The sequence below is a fragment of the Cellulomonas sp. P24 genome, from assembly GCF_024704385.1.
In the GTDB taxonomy this organism is placed as follows: domain Bacteria; phylum Actinomycetota; class Actinomycetes; order Actinomycetales; family Cellulomonadaceae; genus JAJDFX01.
The window spans coordinates 1,963,466-1,979,145 of sequence record NZ_JAJDFX010000002.1 but is presented as its reverse complement, the minus strand read 5'-3'; the positions used below and the strand labels follow the sequence as shown (position 1 = coordinate 1,979,145).

Below are 15,680 nucleotides of genomic sequence, written 5' to 3'. Positions count from 1 at the left end.
CTAAGGTGCCCCCGGGCCACCTGCAGCGAAGCGGACGCGTCGGCATGGACCGGCCGCCGGGAGCCCACACGATACACACGAGGGGATCCCCATGAGCATCGGTTGGCGCACTCACGGCGACGGCCGCACCGTCGCACCTGGCGCCGTCGTCAATCCGGACGAGCGACTGAGCTGGCCACGCACGATCGGCATCGGCATGCAGCACGTGGTCGCGATGTTCGGCGCGACGTTCCTGGTGCCGATCCTCACCGGGTTCTCGCCCGCGACCACGTTGTTCTTCTCCGCCGTCGGCACCGTGACGTTCCTGCTCATCACGGGGAACCGGGTGCCGAGCTACCTCGGGTCGAGCTTCGCGTTCATCGCGCCGATCCTCGCGGCGACCGCCACCGGCGGGAAGTCCGTGGCCCTCGGCGGGGTCATGGTCACGGGTCTGCTGCTCGCCGTCGTCGGCCTCGTGGTCCACCTGGCCGGTTCCCGCTGGATCGACATCGTGATGCCGCCCGTGGTCACCGGCACGATCGTCGCGCTGATCGGTCTCAACCTGGCGCCCGTCGCGTGGGGAACGTGCAACCAGTCCGTCGTCGACGGGAAGATCGTCGAGTCCTGCACCAACGGGTTCCGGGCCGCGCCGCTCACCGGTCTCGCGACCCTGCTCGCGATCGTCCTGGTCACGGTCGTGTTCAAGGGGATCCTCGGGCGCCTGTCGATCCTCGTCGGGGTCCTCGTCGGGTACGTCGTCGCCGTGCTGCGCGGCGAGGTGGACTTCACCGCGGTGCGCGACGCGGGCTGGTTCGGGCTGCCGACCTTCACGACGCCGACCTTCGACCTCGCGGTGCTCGGGCTGTTCGTGCCGGTGGTGTTCGTGCTGATCGCCGAGAACGTGGGCCACGTGAAGTCGGTGGCGGCGATGACCGGCAAGGACCTCGACCCGGTCACCGGCCGCGCGCTGCTCGCCGACGGCATCGCCACGACCCTCGCGGGTCTCGGTGGTGGGTCCGGCACGACGACGTACGCGGAGAACATCGGCGTCATGGCCGCCACCAAGGTGTACTCGACGGCCGCGTACTGGGTCGCCGCGGCGACGGCGCTCGTGCTGAGCATGTCGCCGAAGTTCGGTGCGGTCATCGGGACCATCCCGGCCGGGGTCCTCGGCGGTGCGACCACGGTGCTCTACGGCATGATCGGCATCCTCGGCGCCCGGATCTGGGTGCAGAACAAGGTGGACTTCTCGAACCCGGTGAACCTGACGACCGCCGCGGTCGCGCTGATCGTCGGGATCGCGAACTTCACCTGGACGCCCGGCGACCTGACGTTCGCCGGGATCGCGCTCGGGACGGCAGCCGCGATCGGGACCTACCACGTGATGCGGGGCGTCGCCACGTGGCGGGGCACCCATGACGAGCCGGCGAGCCCGGCCTCCGTCCCCGGCGGGGACGAGCTCGCAGCCGCGCACTGACGCACACGGCCCTGCTCCGACGCGATCGCGCCGGAGCAGGGCCGTCGTCGTCCGCGGGCAGGGGGCGGCGGGTCAGCCTGCGGGCGTCGCCGGGGTGGTGGCGCCGTCCCCGCCTGCGTTGGTGTTCACCGTGGGGGCCGGCGCGGGGGTGATCGAGGCGATCGGCACGCAGCCGGCGTACGCCTGGAGCGGGGCGTCCGGGGACACCGCGACCTTGTCCGGCGCGAGGAGGCTCGTGAAGAGGTCACCGACGGCGATGTCCACCGTGGCGTCGGTCCGGGCGTCCAGCACGAGGGACGGCTTGTCGAACTGGGCCGCGACCGTGTACGCCGCGACGAGGCCGTTGGCGCCGAACATGATCCGTGCGCTGTCGGGGACGGCCGTCGGGTAGTTCCCGGTCCCGAGCACCGTGAAACCGCGCGCGGTGAGGTTCGTGGCGGTCGCCCCGGCCAGCCCGGAGGTCTTGGTCGCGTTGAGGACGTTGACCTGGACGTCCTTGTAGGCGAGCGGCTTGGTGTCCTTGGGCGGGCACGGCACCGGGGAGTCGATCGCGACCTTCGGTGCGTCGGACGAGAACCCGCGGGCGAACGGCGGCGTGATCGTGCCGGAGTAGATCGCTGCCGCGAGGAACGCCGACACGGCGAGCCCGGCGATGAGCCCGCCGAAGATCACGGCCTGGCGCTCGCGCTTGTGACGGTGACGGAGGACGCGCTGGCGCGCGGGGTCGCGGGTCGTCATCTCAGGAGATCACCAGGACTCGGGCGTGCAGGAAGGCACGCTGCTGGAGGGCGGCGCGGACGGCGCGATGCAGGCCGTCCTCGAGGTACAGGACACCGCGCCACTCCACGACGTGGGCGAAGAGATCACCGTAGAACGTGGAGTCGTCGGAGAGCAGCGTGTCGAGGTTCAGGGTGCGCTTGGTCGTGATGAGCTCGTCGAGCCGAACCTGGCGCGGTGCGATCTCCGACCACTGCTTGGTCGTCTCGTACCCGTGGTCCGGGTAGGGCCGACCGTCGCCGACTGACTTGAAGATCACCTGCGTGAGTCTAAGCGCGACTGCCGTGACGGTCGCCCCTGGCGCGCGGACGGACCCCGGTCAGGCCGGGTCGAGGGCCGCGAGGACGTCCACCGTCACCGGGGACGTCCCGGCGTTGGCGACCGTCACGCTCCGCGGGCCGTCGGTGACCATGGCGCCGAGCACGCCGGCGTGGGCCACGACAAGGGTCCCGGCGACCTCGAGGGCGGTCCCCGAGGTGGCGCCGTTCTGCGGGGTGAGCGTGACGGTCGCCGCCGTGCCGTCCGCCAGGTGGGCGTTGACGGCGAGCAGGACGACCGTGCTCGTGTCGGGGAGCAGCGGGACGTCCTGCTCGGCCGCCGCGCCACCGGCGGCGTCCAGCACGACGGACGCGAACGTGTACGACTCGGGGGTGAGCGTCGAGCCGACGGCGAGGGTCGGACCGCCCTGGACCCTGAGCTGGGCGGTGAGCTGCACCTGGACCATGCGGACCTCCTTCGGTGTCGGCCGTCCGGCCGTGATGGTCGCCAGGCTGCGCCGCGACCGTCACCACCGCATCACTGCGACGTCACCCGCCCCGCGCCACCGGTCCGCGCCCGTCCTGCATGACCGGGCGGCGGGTTGACGCCCCGGTGACGCACCCGTGACGACTGCGCGCGAAGGTGCGGCTGAGGTCCACCGCAGCGGGAGCAGCACCCTCGAAGGAGTCACCATGTCGATCACCACGACCTACCCCGGGGTCTACGTCACCGAGATCCCCTCGGGGAGCCGGACGCTGACCGGGGTGGCCACCTCGATCACCGCGTTCGTCGGGCGCGCAGCCCGCGGCCCGGTCGACGAACCCGTCCCGATCAGCAGCTTCGCGGACTTCGAGCGGCGGTTCGGCGGGCTGTGGCGCCTGAGCGGGCTCGGCTACGCCGTGCGGGACTTCTTCCTCAACGGGGGCTCCCAGGCGCTCGTCGTGCGCGTCGCGAAGAACGCCGCGACCGCGACGGTCGACGTCGACGCGACGACGCTCACCGCGGTCGGACCGGGCGTGTGGGCCAACGACCTCACCGTGTGGGTCGAGTACCCCGACGCCGCCGACGCGACGGAGATCGCCGAGTCCCAGGGCTCCGGGGTCACCGCGGGAGACCTGTTCACCCTGATCCTCACCTCCGGCGGGCAGACCGAGGCGTACGTCAACGTGACGGTCGTCGACGGTCCGCGACGGCTCGACCACGTCCTGCTCGCGTCCGCGCTCGTCCGGGTCACCGGGACGCTGCCGAGCACCCGTCCCGGTGAGCGACGCCACGAGGTCGGCGTCACGCCGTACACGGTCGCGGTCGCCGACGAGGGGGACGACGGTGATGCCCCGGACGCGGACTCGTACACCTCCGCGGCCGATGCCGAGGCGAACAAGGTCGGCCTCTACGCGCTGCTCAAGGCCGACCTGTTCAACCTGCTGGTGATCCCGCCGCCGACGCCCGGGTCCGAGGTGCCGTCGGCGGTGTGGGCCGACGCGGCGGCGTTCGCCGTCAAGCACCGGGCGTTCCTCCTGGTCGACCCGCCCAGCACCGAGACGCTCGGCACCGTGGAGACGTGGACCAAGACCACGGCCGGGCTCTCCGGCACCGACACCCGGAACGTCGCGGTGTACTTCCCGCGGATCCTGCGCCCCGACCCGTTGCGCGGCGGCGCGACCGACGCGTTCGTCGCGAGCGGCGCCGTCGCCGGCGTGTACTCGCGCACCGACGCGACGCGCGGGGTGTGGAAGGCCCCCGCCGGCACCGACGCCGGGCTCAGCGGCGTCGTCGGGCTCAGCGTCCCGCTCACCGACGACGAGAACGGGCAGATCAACCCGCTCGGACTCAACGCGCTGCGCAGCTTCCGCGGCATCGGACCGGTCGTGTGGGGTGCCCGCACCCTGCGGGGCTCGGACCGGCTCGCGGACGAGTACCGCTACGTCCCGGTGCGGCGGCTCGCGCTGTTCCTCGAGGAGAGCCTGTACCGCGGGACCCAGTGGGTCGTGTTCGAACCGAACGACCGGCCGCTGTGGTCGCAGATCCGCACGTCCGTCGGGGCGTTCATGCAGGACCTCTTCTGGCGTGGTGCGTTCCAGGGGGCGTCTCCGCGCGACGCGTACTTCGTGCGGTGCGACGAGGAGACCACGACGCAGTACGACATCGACCGCGGGATCGTGAACATCCAGATCGGCTTCGCCCCGCTCAAGCCCGCTGAGTTCGTGATCATCGGGATCCAGCAGAAGACAGCCTCGGCCGGCGCATAGGAAGGGTGGGGGACATGGCGGAGTTCACGGTCAACGCGACCCGGTTCGACCCGTACAAGAACTTCAAGTTCCGGGTGCGCTGGGACGGCCGGTACGTCGCGGGCGTCAGCAAGGTCGGTGCGCTCAAGCGCACCACCGAGGTGGTCAAGCACCGTCACGGTGGCGACCCGAGCAGCAGCCGCAAGTCGCCGGGGCGCTCGGAGTTCGAGGCCGTCACGCTCGAGCGCGGCGTCACGCACGATGTCGACTTCGAGCAGTGGGCCAACAAGGTGTGGAACTACGGCTCGGGCCTCGGCATGGAGACGTCCCTCAAGGACTTCCGCAAGGACGTCGTGCTCGAGGTCTACAACGAGGCCGGGCAGCTCGTGATCTCGTACAAGCTCTACCGGTGCTGGGTCTCGGAGTTCCAGGCCCTGCCCGACCTCGACGCCAACGCCAACGCCGTCGCCATCCAGACCATCAAGCTGGAGAACGAGGGCTGGGAGCGGGACTACTCCGTCACCGAGCCGACGGAACCGTCCTTCGTCGAGCCGTGACGAGCCCGACCGACGGCGACCCGCGGTTTCCGCGCGGCCTGCGGGACCCCGCGGCGCTGCTGACCGCATGGGAGCTCGCCGGTCAGGCGCCGCCATCGGCCCGGGCAGCCGTCCTGGTGCACCGGGCCGGGCTGACCGGGTCGCTCGACGAGGCCCTCGACCTGGACGTCGGGACGTGCGCGGGCCTCGCCCTCCAGGTGTACCGCGACACGTTCGGGGAGGTCGTCGACGCCGTCGTCGAGTGCCCGGGGTGCGGTGAGCGGATGGAGGCGGGGCTCCCGACGGACGGGGGGTCCGGCGGGCCGGGAAGCCCAGGAGGTCCGGGACAGCTCGGGAGGGAGCGGACGGTCGGCGCGTGGGTCGTGCGGGCGCCGACCGCACGCGACCTCGTGCTGATCGCCGAGCGCGCCGAGCGCGACGGTCTCGCGGCGGCGCGCGACGAGCTGCTGCGGCGGTGCGTGCGGCCGGCGGCGGTGCGCGGTGGTGAGGTGCGCGGTGGTGGGGTCAGCGGTGGTGACGGGGCCGGCGCTGTCGGGCGTCGAGTGGCGGGACCCGAGGCCTCCGAGCTCGCGGTGATCGAGGCGGCCGCGGAAGAGCTGGCCGGTGCGGCGGTGCTGGTCAGCGTCGTGACGTGCCCGGAGTGCGGGACGGCCGTCGACGTGTCGTTCGACGCCGGGGCGATGCTCTGGGACCGGGTGGCGGCCGCCGCCCCCGAGCTCCTGGCCGACGTCGCGTCGCTCGCCCGCGCGTACGGCTGGAACGAGACCGAGGTGCTGGCGCTACCGCCGGTGCGACGTCGGGCCTACCTGGCGCTGGCGGACCGATGAGCGGGTTCTTCGAGCGGATGACGCAGCGTGCGGCCGGGACGGAGGTGCGGTGGCAGTCACGCCCGCGGGCGGTGTTCGAGCCGCGGTCCGGGCCGGGTCCGTTCGCGGCGCCCGGCCCTGGCGACGGGTCGGGGGTCGGAGGCTCATGGGCTGCTCCCGGGTCGTCGGGGTCGTTGACGACGCCCTGGGGCGAGGGGCGCGACGGCGGGAGGGCGCGCGCCGACGACGTCCGGCTCGACGGGCGCGGCGGCCGGCGCTCCGGTGCGGCCGGACCGCTCGACGCCGCCGGTGGACCCGTGCGAGGCGCGTCGTGGTGGGCCGTCGGCGAGTGGTCCGACGGGGAGGGGCCACGCAGCACGGTGCCCGGTGGTGAGACGCCCGGTGGTGAGGTGCCCGGTGGTGGGTTCGACCGCGCGTTCGACGGTGATCGGCCAGGCCGGGACGGGTTCGATCGGGAGGGACTCGGGGACGATGCGCTCGGACCCGACGAGCTCGGCGGTGGTCGCCCCGGTCGTGGTCTGACGGGCAGCGGCCCGTCCGGCTGGGACAGGCCCGGTCGACACGGAGGCGGAGACGAGCAGCATGGTGGCCGCGCGTCCGCGACGCGCGGCGGCGACCGGTCGGGCACGGCAGGGGCGCGGAGCCCCCGGGGCGGGGTGCCCGCCGAGCTCGGTCCACGCGGGACCGTCGGGCGGTCCCGTTCCCGTGGGACGGGAGCGGGCCGTGGGGAACCAGCGCCCGACGAGGGGTCGCGAGGTGCGGGGCACCGCACCGACGCCGCTCGCTCGGACCGGCAGGATCGCGACGCACGCAGCCGGTGGGCGGCACCGGACCATGGTGATCGCGCCGCCGCGCCGCCCGGCACGGATGACCCCTGGGCTCCGGGCGACGGGTGGCCGCTCGCACCGGCAGGCGCGTCGGACCCGGGAGGTACGTCGGACACCGGGGCCGGATCCGTGCCAGCCGATCGTCCTCCGGCCGCCGCAGGGGATGGCACGTCCGCAGCCCGGGCGGGGCGTGCCCGTGGTGCCGTCCCCGAGGTCGCCGACCTGCTGCGTGACCGGCTCGTCCCTGAGCTGCGCGCCCGGGGGGTGATCGGAGCCGCGGAGCGCGTCGACCTGCGTGCCCGCGGGCGTGCCCCGCGACCGGGTGCCACGACGCTCGGCTGGACCGTCGACGGGGAGGCGCGCGGCGCTCCGACGACGGGTCGGGGCGCGGACGGTCGACCGGGGTCCGGCGCCGATGTCGGCGGCGTGCACCTGCACATCGACCGGGTCGAGGTCGTGCGTCCCGTCGTGGAGCCGCGCCCCGTCCCGGCGTCGGGCACCCGCGAGCCGAGCCGCCTCGACGCGTACCTCGAGCGCCGACGGACGGACCGCCGATGAGCAACGCGCTGGCCATCGCGGCCGTGACCTCGACCATCCGGTACGTGCTCGAGCGTGCGCTCGCCGCACCGCACCCGGGGCCGGTCGGCGGCGCGGCGGTCACCACGTGGCGGCCCGATCGCCTGTCCTCGGCGGACGTCGTGACCGATCCGGGGATCAACGTCTTCCTGTACCAGGTGACCCCGAACCACGCGGGCAACCTCACCGACCTCCCGACACGACGGGACGACGGCTCGTTCGTCCGCCGACCCGTCGCGGCGCTCGACCTGCACTACCTGCTCACCGGGTACGGCGAGGACCCGTCCCTCGACGGGCAGCGACTGCTGGGGCGCGCGATCACGGCCCTCGCGGTGACGCCGGTCCTGACCCGGGACGTGATCGCCGCCGCGGTCGACGCGTACGACGCCGACGCGGACACCGCGTTCCTCGCGCAGTCGGACCTCGCCGACCAGCTCGAGCTCGTCAAGCTCTCGCCGACCCCGCTGCCGCTCGACGAGCTGTCCCGGCTGTGGGGGGTGTTCCAGCAGACGCCGTACCAGCTCTCGGTGGTCTACACCGCGACCGTCGTGCTGCTCGAGGCCGACGTCACGACGCGGACCGCGCTGCCGGTGCGGGCCAGGTCCGTCACGGTGCAGGCGGGTGGTCCGCCACGGCTCGCGTCGGTCGTCGCCGCACCCGACCCCGTCCCCGGTCTCGGGCCGCCGGTCGTGACCGGGGGGACGACCCTCGTCCTGGCAGGCAGCGGGCTCCGCCAGGCAGGTGTCGGCCCGGTGACCCGCATCCGCGTCGGGTCGGCGCTCCTCGATCCGGAGCCCGACGGCAGCCCGCTCGAGCTCCGCGTGGTCCTCACGGCGGACGTCCCGGCAGGGGTGCACGCGGTCCAGGTCCAGCACCGCAGCGTCGACGGAGGACCGGGCGGCTCACCCGAGCGGGTGGTCGCGACGTCGAACGCGGTCCCCGTGCTGGTGCACCCGACCGTCGCCGTCGGTGCGGTGACGACGGGTCCGGGCGGCACGATCACGCTGCAGCTCGACCCGCCGCTGTTCCCCGGACAGCGTGCGACGGTCGAGCTCGCCCGGCTCGACGCACCGCCTCCGCCTCCCCCGCCCGCACCGGACGTCGTCCGGCACCTGACGGTCGACCTCGCACCGGTGCCGCGTGACGGCTCCCCGCAGCCCACCGCGACGATCCCGCGCGACGACGTGCCCGATGGCCGCTGGCTCGTGCGGGCGCAGGTGGACGGGGTCGAGAGCATCCCCGAGCTGGTCGGGGACGTGTACGCGGCGCCGGCCCTGGTGCTGCCGTGAGCGCCGGGCGAGGGTGAGCGCGACCGTCATGGGCACAGGGCTGCGATGAGCATCGTGGAGCGCGACGCGGCGCGAGCGCCGACACCCGGCGTCACGAGCAGCGTCGGGCCGCAGGACCGGGGAGCCCCGCGGGCGGTCGTCGACGACGAGACGCTGAACCGGGATGCCCTGCTCGCCGAGCTCGCCGTCCTACGGGCCCTGGTCCGGGGTGAGGACCCGGTGCCGGCGCGGGCCCGCGCGCGTGACGCGGCCGAACGACTCGGCGCGCCGAGCACCCTCGACACGGTTGCGACGGACTTCGCGCTGTCGGACTTCGAGCGGGCGGTCCTGCTGCTCGCCGCCGGGCAGGAGCTCGTCTCGGAGGTCGGCGCCGAGCTCGCGGCCCGCACCGGGACGCCGCTGCTGACCCTCGGCGCCGCCCTCAGCCTGCTGCCGGACGCGCACTGGAGCGCCCTCACCCCGTCGGCCCCGCTGCGGTACTGGGACCTCGTCATGCTCGACGACCCGCGGTCGCCCGCGCACAGCCCGGTGCAGGCGGGTGAGCGGATCCTGCACCACCTCGTCGGCGCAGGGAGCCTCGACGACCGGCTCACGCACCTGGTCCGCCGGGCACCGTGGCCGGTCGTCCTCCCGCACGTGCTGGACCGGGCCGCTGACCTGGTCGTGGCCGGCTGGGACCGGGGGACGGTCGCGGTCCAGGGCGACCGGCTCGACGACTGCCGCGCCGTCGTCTCCGCCGCGGCGCACCGCAGCGGAGCCGTGCTGCGCGAGGTCGCAGGCGGGGACCTGCCCACGGACCCGGTCGACGTCGCGCACGTCGTCCGGCTGCTCACGCGAGAGTCCATCCTCGACGGCGGTGCGTGGATGCTCGTGCTCGACGGTCTCCCCGTCGAGTCGACGGCGCGGGTCGCCCGGGCGTGCGCCGAGGTCGATGCGCGTCTCGCGCGGCTCGCCGTGCTCTCCACGGAGGTGGTCGAGGCGCCGTACGGCGGTGTCGTCACGGTGCCGCGCCTCGACCTGGTCGGCCGTGCCGAGCTGCTGACCCAGGCGCTCGGCGCCGTCGGGGCCGACACCGCAGGTGTGCCGGACGTCGTCGGGGTGTTCGACCTCTCGGTGGCGCAGGCGACCGAGGCCGCCACGGACGTCGCCCGCGGACGCGAGCTGTGGGACGCGTGCCGGGACCGCAGCCAGGTGGACCCGGGCGGGGTCGCGCGCCGCGTCGTCCCCCGCGCGTCCTGGGCGGACCTCGTGCTGCCCGACGTCCAGGTCGCCCAGCTGCGCGCACTCGTCTCCGCGGTGCGCCACCGCACGGTCGTCCTGGACACGTGGGGGTTCGCCGAGCGCTCGACGCGCGGCACCGGGACGACGTCCCTGTTCGCCGGCGCCTCCGGCACGGGGAAGACGTTCGCCGCGGAGGTGATCGCGCACGAGCTCCGGCTCGACCTGCTGCACGTGGACCTCAGCCAGGTCATGAGCAAGTACATCGGCGAGACCGAGAAGAACCTCGGCGCGGTGTTCGATGCCGCCGAGAGCGGGTCGGCGGTGCTCCTGTTCGACGAGGCGGACACCCTGTTCGGCAAGCGGTCCGAGGTCAAGGACAGTCACGACCGGTACGCGAACCTCGAGGTCGGGTACCTGCTGCAGCGCATGGAGCAGTTCCGCGGGCTGGCGATCCTCACCACCAACGCGCGCGGGTCGCTCGACCAGGCGTTCCTGCGACGGCTGCACGCCGTGGTGACCTTCCCGTACCCGGACGCCGCCGCCCGGGCCCGGCTGTGGCGCTCGGCGTTCCCTGCCGGGACCCCGACGTCCGACGTCGACGTCGACGCACTCGCGCAGGTGGACGTGCCCGGCGGGACGATCGCGGCGGCCGCGCTCACGGCGGCGTACCTCGCCGCGGACCAGGGGAGCGCCGTCACGACGGCGCACGTGCGCGAGGCGCTCGGCTGGGAGCTCGCGAAGTCCGGGCGGACGGTCGCGGGGCGATGACCGGGCACGTGCCGGACCGGGCCGAGCGTCAGGCGTCGGGGTCCGCGGAGCGGGTCGCGGCAGGGCGCCCGGCCGCGATCCGAGGCGCCGCCGCGAGAACCGCGGCGTCGCCGACCGGGACCCCGCTCCCCGGCCCGTTCCGCAGCACGCTCGAGAGGTCCCTCGGCGTCGACCTCGCGACGGTGCGCATCCACGCGGACCCCGCCCCCGATGCCCGTCTGCGCCAGGCACGAGCGCTCGCGGTCACGGTCGGCGAGGACGTCGTCCTCACCCCCTCGGCCTACCGGCCCGACGTCCCCGCCGGACGACGCCTCCTCGCGCACGAGGTCACCCACGTCGTCCAGCAGCGGACGTCGGGTGTGCGGCCGCAGTTCGGTGGTGACGACCCGCCCACCACCGCCGAGACCCCGGAGGAACCGGTCTGGATCTCGGTGAGCCTGCACGGGCTGACCGCCACGAGCCCGGGCCGTCCGATGCCCGCCGGCGAGAGCTCGCAGCGTGCCTACCTGCGGGTCGTGCTGCACCGGATCGCCCCGACCGCCACCGACGCGCAGCTCGACTCGGTGCTGGACAGCATCGCGACGTCGCCGAGCCTCTCGACCGAGGGGGTGATCGACGCCTCCCGGGTGATCCCCGAGGGTGAGCGGTTCGCGCCGGTCACGATCAAGCCCGCCGCGTTCGCGGATGTCGCGGCTTTCCTCGACGCGCTCGGGGTCCGCATCGACCTGACGGCCGACCAGCGCCGCATCCTCCACCTCGGGGTCGCCGCCGACGCCTGGGAGGCCGAGGGCGTCGCGACCCTGCGCCAGGACTACCCCTGGTACACCGCGGCGATCTGGCGGGCCCAGCTCGACATGCACACCCAGGTCCTCGCGGACGCCGTGGCGGCCGAGGAGGCCGCACCGGCCGGCACCCGACCGGCCGGTGGACGCGACGCGCTGCTCGCCCAGCTCCGGCACCCGCTCGACGTGCTCGAGGCGACGCGTCGGGACCGACGCCTCACCCGGGTCCCGCCCGGCCCGGAGACGCGCGAGAGCCGGGACGCCGCGAAGACCGCCGGCACCTGGACCGTGCTGTGGGGGGACCTCGGGGGAGACCGCGGCAGCACCCAGGAGCACGGCCGGATCCTCGCGATCCAGTTCTACTGGACGGCCCCGTCGCTCTACGACGCCGCGCTCACGGACCACGCCGCACGTGCGGACTTCCTGCGGCGCATGAACAACTGGCTCGGCCGGGCGACGGTCGCGGTGGACGCCGCGCACGACTACACCCAGGAGCTGATCCGGGACCCGGGCCGGTTCACCGACCGCCCGTTCCCCGCCCACCTGGAGGCGGTCCCGGCTCCGTCCGGCGACCTGCGGATCGTCCCGGCGCACGCGGAGCACCGCTACCGGTTCAGCGTCGACTTCCACGACCTCTTCGACGCGTTCGGCAGCTACGCCTACCGCTGGGACGTCCTGGGCTGGAGGCCCGAGGGTGGGCGCACCGCGGAGGCGATCCACGACATCGAGGCCGGGCGGACCGATGCCGGGTCGACCATGCGGGACCGGCACGCGACCCATCACTCGGACGTCCTCGCGGCACGCCTGGGACGCGACCTCGCCCACGCCCGGGCGGACGTCGAACGCCTCGCCGGCGCCCTCGGTCCCGCTGCGGTGACGATGGCCCCCGAGGCGCTCGCCCTGTTCGAGCTGCGCTCGCTCTCGACGGCGGTGCGAACCCTCGTGGACGTCGTGACGCTCGAGCACGGTGCAGGGGTGCGCGAACGCATGATCCAGCTCCCCGGTCCGGGACTGTGGGTCATCCGCGCGGCAGCCGTCCCCGTCTTCGAGGCCGCCGACGAGGTGCATCGCGCGCCGAGCGTCGCCTACATCCCCGTGTACGCCCTGCCCCAGCAGGAGCTCGCCGACCGCGCGCTCGCCGAGTCGCTCGCCGCCTCCGAGACAGCCGACCGCAGCCGGCGCGAGGCCCTGGCCGCCCTCCAGGGGCTGACCGGCCCGGGGGCGGACCCGACGCTGGTCGCGATGGTGCGCGACCTCGAGGCCGACCCCCGCCTCGGCAGCGACCGGTGGGCGGCGCTCGCGGCCACCCAGCGCGACATGGAGGCGCGGCTCGCCGAGATCCGCGCCACGCTCGACGGCTCCGCCGGGCCGGTGCCGACCGAGGCGCAGGCCGCCGTCCTGCGGGCGCAGCGCGACGCCCTCGAGCAGCAGGTCGAGCAGAACCGGCTGCTGCTGAGAACCCACCGCGGCCGGGTCACCGACCACCCCGCCCTGGCGACGCCTCAGCAGCTCAGCCTCAGCTTCGTCTCCGACGACGGCCAGACCGTTCCGCTCGCGATGGAGTTCGCCGAGCAGACCCGCGCGCAGACCTCCGTGACGGTGACCGCGACCGCGCCGGCCGGGTCGCGGTTCGCCGTGCTGTCCGACCACACGACGACCAACGCCGGCATCGAGGAGGCCGCCGGGCCGACGCTCGACAGGGCGGTGCAGAACGCCGTGACGAGCCTGCTCGAGAGCCGCAACGGGTACGGGCGCGGCGTCGTCGCGATGCGGCTGCCGAGCGGCCGCCAGGTGTCGTTCCGGATCGAGGCGAGCCTCGGCCCGCTCGTCAACGAGGCGCTCGACTCCGCCACGACGCTCATCACGGTGGCGGCCCTCGCCGCGGCGCCGTTCACCGCCGGTGCGTCGCTGACGATCCTCGTGCCGGTCGGCATCGTTGCCGGGGTGCGCGCCGCCGAGCGGATGTACACGCGCTACGACGCGAGCACGCTGCGCTGGGACATGCAGACGCTGCAGGACTTCGTGGACATCGCGGGAGCCGTCGTCGGCGTGAGCTCGCTCGCCCGCGGTGCCGAGGCCGGGATGCAGGTCACCCGGCTCGGGCGGATCGCCGCGATCAGCTTCGACGTCGCGCAGAACGTCACGGGGTTCATCATCCTGGGCGTCGGCCTGCAGGAGCAGCTCCGGGCGATCGACGCGACCCCCGGCCTGTCGGACGGTGAGCGGCGGTCCCGGCGGATGATGGCGCTCGGAGGCGCTCTCGTCGCTGCCGGGATGCAGGCCGGGACGCTCCTCATCACGAACGCGTACGGCGGGCACGGTCCCGGCGCCGACGACGCGCGGCGCACGGGGGCCCCACCGCCCGACACCGCGGCGCCCGTCGATGTGCCCCCTGCGCATGTGGCACCGCCGGCCGACGTGCCCCCGGCTCATGCCGTTCCGCCGACCGACGTGCCTGGGGCTCGCACGGCACCACCGGCCGATGTGCCCCCGGCGCACACGGCTCCACCGAGCGATGTGGTTCCGCCGAGACCGAGGGATGCCGCCCCCGGCGCGCTCGAGACCCACCCGGCCGAGACCCACCCGGCCGACGGGACGCCCCCCGCACCCGTGGTCGAGGGCACGACCCCGACCGCCGACCAGGTCCCGCCGGCACCCCACCCCGCGGCGACCACCGAGGCCCCCTCCCCACCGCGACCGACGTCCGTCGACGACCTGCTGACGTCGGACGGCCACTTCCGGCCGGAGTACCCCGACCTCCGGCAGGCGTGGGAGGCCTACGCGGACCGGCGGCGCACCGGGGGACGGGACCCGCTCACCCCGCGCGAGTGGGCCCTGAGCCAGACGCGCGGTGCACCGGCACGCCGACTCTCCGGGCTGCTCCCGCGCGGGTGGCGCCGAGGCGCGCGGGCCGTCTACCCCGGGGCCCGACCGAGGGCCGTCGCGCTCGCGGTCGAGTCCCCGCGGCCGGGGACACCGGTCGGTGACACGCCGCTGCGCTGGCGCCAACGCGTCGTGCGGACCGAGGAGCTCCGGCCGCTCATGGACAACGCCGGAGAGCAGTACTGGTCGTTCCCGGACCTGCAGCCCGGCGAGGTGCTGATCCTGCCGAACGGTTCCCGGGTGTGGATCGACCCCCGGACGGGTGCGATCGTCGACTCGAACCCCGTCGGGCCGAGCATCAGTGGCTCGCGGTCCGTCACGGCCGGCGAGGAGGCGATGTTCGCGGCGGGCGACCGCTCCCAGGCCCACGTGGACGCCGGCACGCAGCGCCTGCACGGAGCGACCTCGCCTGGGCTGGGCGGCGACGCGCCGTACTCGATCGCCGGCGGCCCGCCACGCCTCAACCTCGTGATCGAGAACGCCGGCATCGAGGCCTGGGTGCGCAACCTCCGGGACAACGCACCACCGGGCGTCGACTACGTGTTCACCACGCGCACGCTGCGGAGCCCGCGCGGCGACCTCCTCTCACGCTCGTACTCGGTCGCCGCGATCGAGGGCGGCCGGACGACGCCGATCGCGGACTTCGAGGTGCGGATGCGCGGGGGCGGTCTGACCGACGCCGACGTCGAGGTGCCCGGGTGGCACGTGCACCCCGACGGCCTGGAGCGCTATGGCGCGCCGCGGCTGCGGGACCAGCCGGCGTCACGGCCGCCCGGGGGCGACGTCTCGGTGGACATCCCGCGCTCGTTGCGGGAGGCCGTCGGTGGCGGTGACGCCCGTGACCCGCGCCCGGTGTCGCCGCTGACGGCACCGCTCGAGGCGGCCCAGGCGGCGCGCGCACGGCTCGGTGCCCTGTCCGAGCGGGCCGCTCTGTCGCCGCGGACCGAGGGCGACGTCGGTGAGCGGCTGGTCGAGCTCGACGAGGCTCTCGCGGGCGCCGAGCAGCGGATCGCGACCGGGTCGGTCGTCGACCCGACCGCGGTGGAGCAGCTCAACGCCGTCGTGAACCGGATCAACGAGCTCACCCGGATCCGCTCCCGGACGGACCGACTCAGCGCCGCGGAGCTGCAGGTGCTCGCGCGGCTGCTCGACCGGATCGCGGTGCGCTGAGGCCGGAGCCGCCTCACCGGTCGCGAGGTCCGTGGGGTGGCGACCCACGCGCGTGGAGGCC

General features: G+C 74.5%; 12 protein-coding genes. 8 read left to right on the top strand and 4 right to left on the bottom strand.

The window, feature by feature from the left end; genetic code table 11:
* Nucleotides 1-91 precede the first annotated feature (91 nt).
* Nucleotides 92-1,456, top strand: a complete 1,365-nt coding sequence (locus LJB74_RS09280; protein ID WP_259308265.1) for a uracil-xanthine permease family protein — start codon at nt 92-94, stop codon at nt 1,454-1,456.
* Nucleotides 1,457-1,528: 72 nt separating this feature from the next.
* On the opposite strand, the gene LJB74_RS09275 is transcribed toward LJB74_RS09280, so the two are convergent.
* Genes LJB74_RS09275 through LJB74_RS09265 form a run of 3 tightly spaced genes read right to left on the bottom strand, consistent with a single transcriptional unit; the run spans nt 1,529 to nt 2,957 of the window.
* Entirely contained in the window at nt 1,529-2,194 is a 666-nt protein-coding gene (locus LJB74_RS09275; protein ID WP_259308264.1) for a LytR C-terminal domain-containing protein, read from the bottom strand.
* A gap of 1 nt (nt 2,195) precedes the next feature.
* Nucleotides 2,196-2,492: a type II toxin-antitoxin system VapB family antitoxin gene (locus LJB74_RS09270; RefSeq protein ID WP_259308263.1), complete on the bottom strand. Its 297-nt coding sequence runs from the start codon at nt 2,490-2,492 to the stop codon at nt 2,196-2,198.
* 60 nt (nt 2,493-2,552) lie between these two features.
* Complete coding sequence (locus LJB74_RS09265) at nt 2,553-2,957, bottom strand: hypothetical protein (protein ID WP_259308262.1); 405 nt, start codon at nt 2,955-2,957, stop codon at nt 2,553-2,555.
* Between the two features lie 226 nt (nt 2,958-3,183).
* Here LJB74_RS09265 and LJB74_RS09260 point away from each other — a divergent pair, with 226 nt between their 5' ends.
* The 3 genes from LJB74_RS09260 to LJB74_RS09250 are packed head-to-tail and all read left to right on the top strand — an operon-like array spanning nt 3,184 to nt 6,103.
* Complete coding sequence (locus LJB74_RS09260) at nt 3,184-4,740, top strand: phage tail sheath C-terminal domain-containing protein (protein WP_259308261.1); 1,557 nt, start codon at nt 3,184-3,186, stop codon at nt 4,738-4,740.
* 14 nt (nt 4,741-4,754) lie between these two features.
* Complete coding sequence (locus LJB74_RS09255) at nt 4,755-5,276, top strand: phage tail protein (protein WP_259308260.1); 522 nt, start codon at nt 4,755-4,757, stop codon at nt 5,274-5,276.
* Nucleotides 5,273-6,103 (top strand): hypothetical protein, encoded by an 831-nt coding sequence (locus tag LJB74_RS09250; protein WP_259308259.1) that lies wholly within the window; start codon nt 5,273-5,275, stop codon nt 6,101-6,103. The genes LJB74_RS09255 and LJB74_RS09250 overlap by 4 nt, the downstream gene beginning before the upstream one ends.
* Before the next feature lie 143 nt (nt 6,104-6,246).
* On the opposite strand, the gene LJB74_RS09245 is transcribed toward LJB74_RS09250, so the two are convergent.
* On the bottom strand, nt 6,247-6,687 hold the full coding sequence (locus tag LJB74_RS09245) for a hypothetical protein (RefSeq protein WP_259308258.1): 441 nt from the start codon (nt 6,685-6,687) through the stop codon (nt 6,247-6,249).
* Nucleotides 6,688-7,059: 372 nt separating this feature from the next.
* Between LJB74_RS09245 and LJB74_RS09240 the strand changes: the two genes are divergently transcribed.
* The 4 genes from LJB74_RS09240 to LJB74_RS09225 are packed head-to-tail and all read left to right on the top strand — an operon-like array spanning nt 7,060 to nt 15,619.
* Nucleotides 7,060-7,488 carry a hypothetical protein gene (locus LJB74_RS09240; RefSeq protein WP_259308257.1) on the top strand — a complete coding sequence of 143 codons (429 nt, stop codon included), beginning with the start codon at nt 7,060-7,062 and terminating at the stop codon, nt 7,486-7,488.
* Complete coding sequence (locus LJB74_RS09235; protein ID WP_259308256.1) at nt 7,485-8,795, top strand: DUF4255 domain-containing protein; 1,311 nt, start codon at nt 7,485-7,487, stop codon at nt 8,793-8,795. Before LJB74_RS09240 ends, LJB74_RS09235 begins: the two co-directional genes overlap by 4 nt.
* 45 nt (nt 8,796-8,840) lie before the next feature.
* Entirely contained in the window at nt 8,841-10,784 is a 1,944-nt protein-coding gene (locus LJB74_RS09230) for an ATP-binding protein (protein WP_259308255.1), read from the top strand.
* The gene (locus LJB74_RS09225) at nt 10,781-15,619 is read left to right on the top strand and encodes a DUF4157 domain-containing protein (RefSeq protein ID WP_259308254.1); all 4,839 of its coding nucleotides are present in this window, start codon (nt 10,781-10,783) and stop codon (nt 15,617-15,619) included. Before LJB74_RS09230 ends, LJB74_RS09225 begins: the two co-directional genes overlap by 4 nt.
* The last annotated feature ends 61 nt before the right edge of the window (nt 15,620-15,680 follow it).

What these genes read in the sequence shown, in the direction of transcription:
- LJB74_RS09280 (WP_259308265.1), top strand. Translation starts at nt 92, where the DNA reads ATGAGCATCGGTTGGCGCACTCACGGCGACGGCCGCACCGTCGCACCT.
- LJB74_RS09275 (WP_259308264.1), bottom strand. Translation starts at nt 2,194, where the DNA reads ATGACGACCCGCGACCCCGCGCGCCAGCGCGTCCTCCGTCACCGTCAC.
- LJB74_RS09265 (WP_259308262.1), bottom strand. Translation starts at nt 2,957, where the DNA reads ATGGTCCAGGTGCAGCTCACCGCCCAGCTCAGGGTCCAGGGCGGTCCG.
- LJB74_RS09260 (WP_259308261.1), top strand. Translation starts at nt 3,184, where the DNA reads ATGTCGATCACCACGACCTACCCCGGGGTCTACGTCACCGAGATCCCC.
- LJB74_RS09255 (WP_259308260.1), top strand. Translation starts at nt 4,755, where the DNA reads ATGGCGGAGTTCACGGTCAACGCGACCCGGTTCGACCCGTACAAGAAC.
- LJB74_RS09245 (WP_259308258.1), bottom strand. Translation starts at nt 6,687, where the DNA reads ATGCTGCTCGTCTCCGCCTCCGTGTCGACCGGGCCTGTCCCAGCCGGA.
- LJB74_RS09235 (WP_259308256.1), top strand. Translation starts at nt 7,485, where the DNA reads ATGAGCAACGCGCTGGCCATCGCGGCCGTGACCTCGACCATCCGGTAC.
- LJB74_RS09230 (WP_259308255.1), top strand. Translation starts at nt 8,841, where the DNA reads ATGAGCATCGTGGAGCGCGACGCGGCGCGAGCGCCGACACCCGGCGTC.
- LJB74_RS09225 (WP_259308254.1), top strand. Translation starts at nt 10,781, where the DNA reads ATGACCGGGCACGTGCCGGACCGGGCCGAGCGTCAGGCGTCGGGGTCC.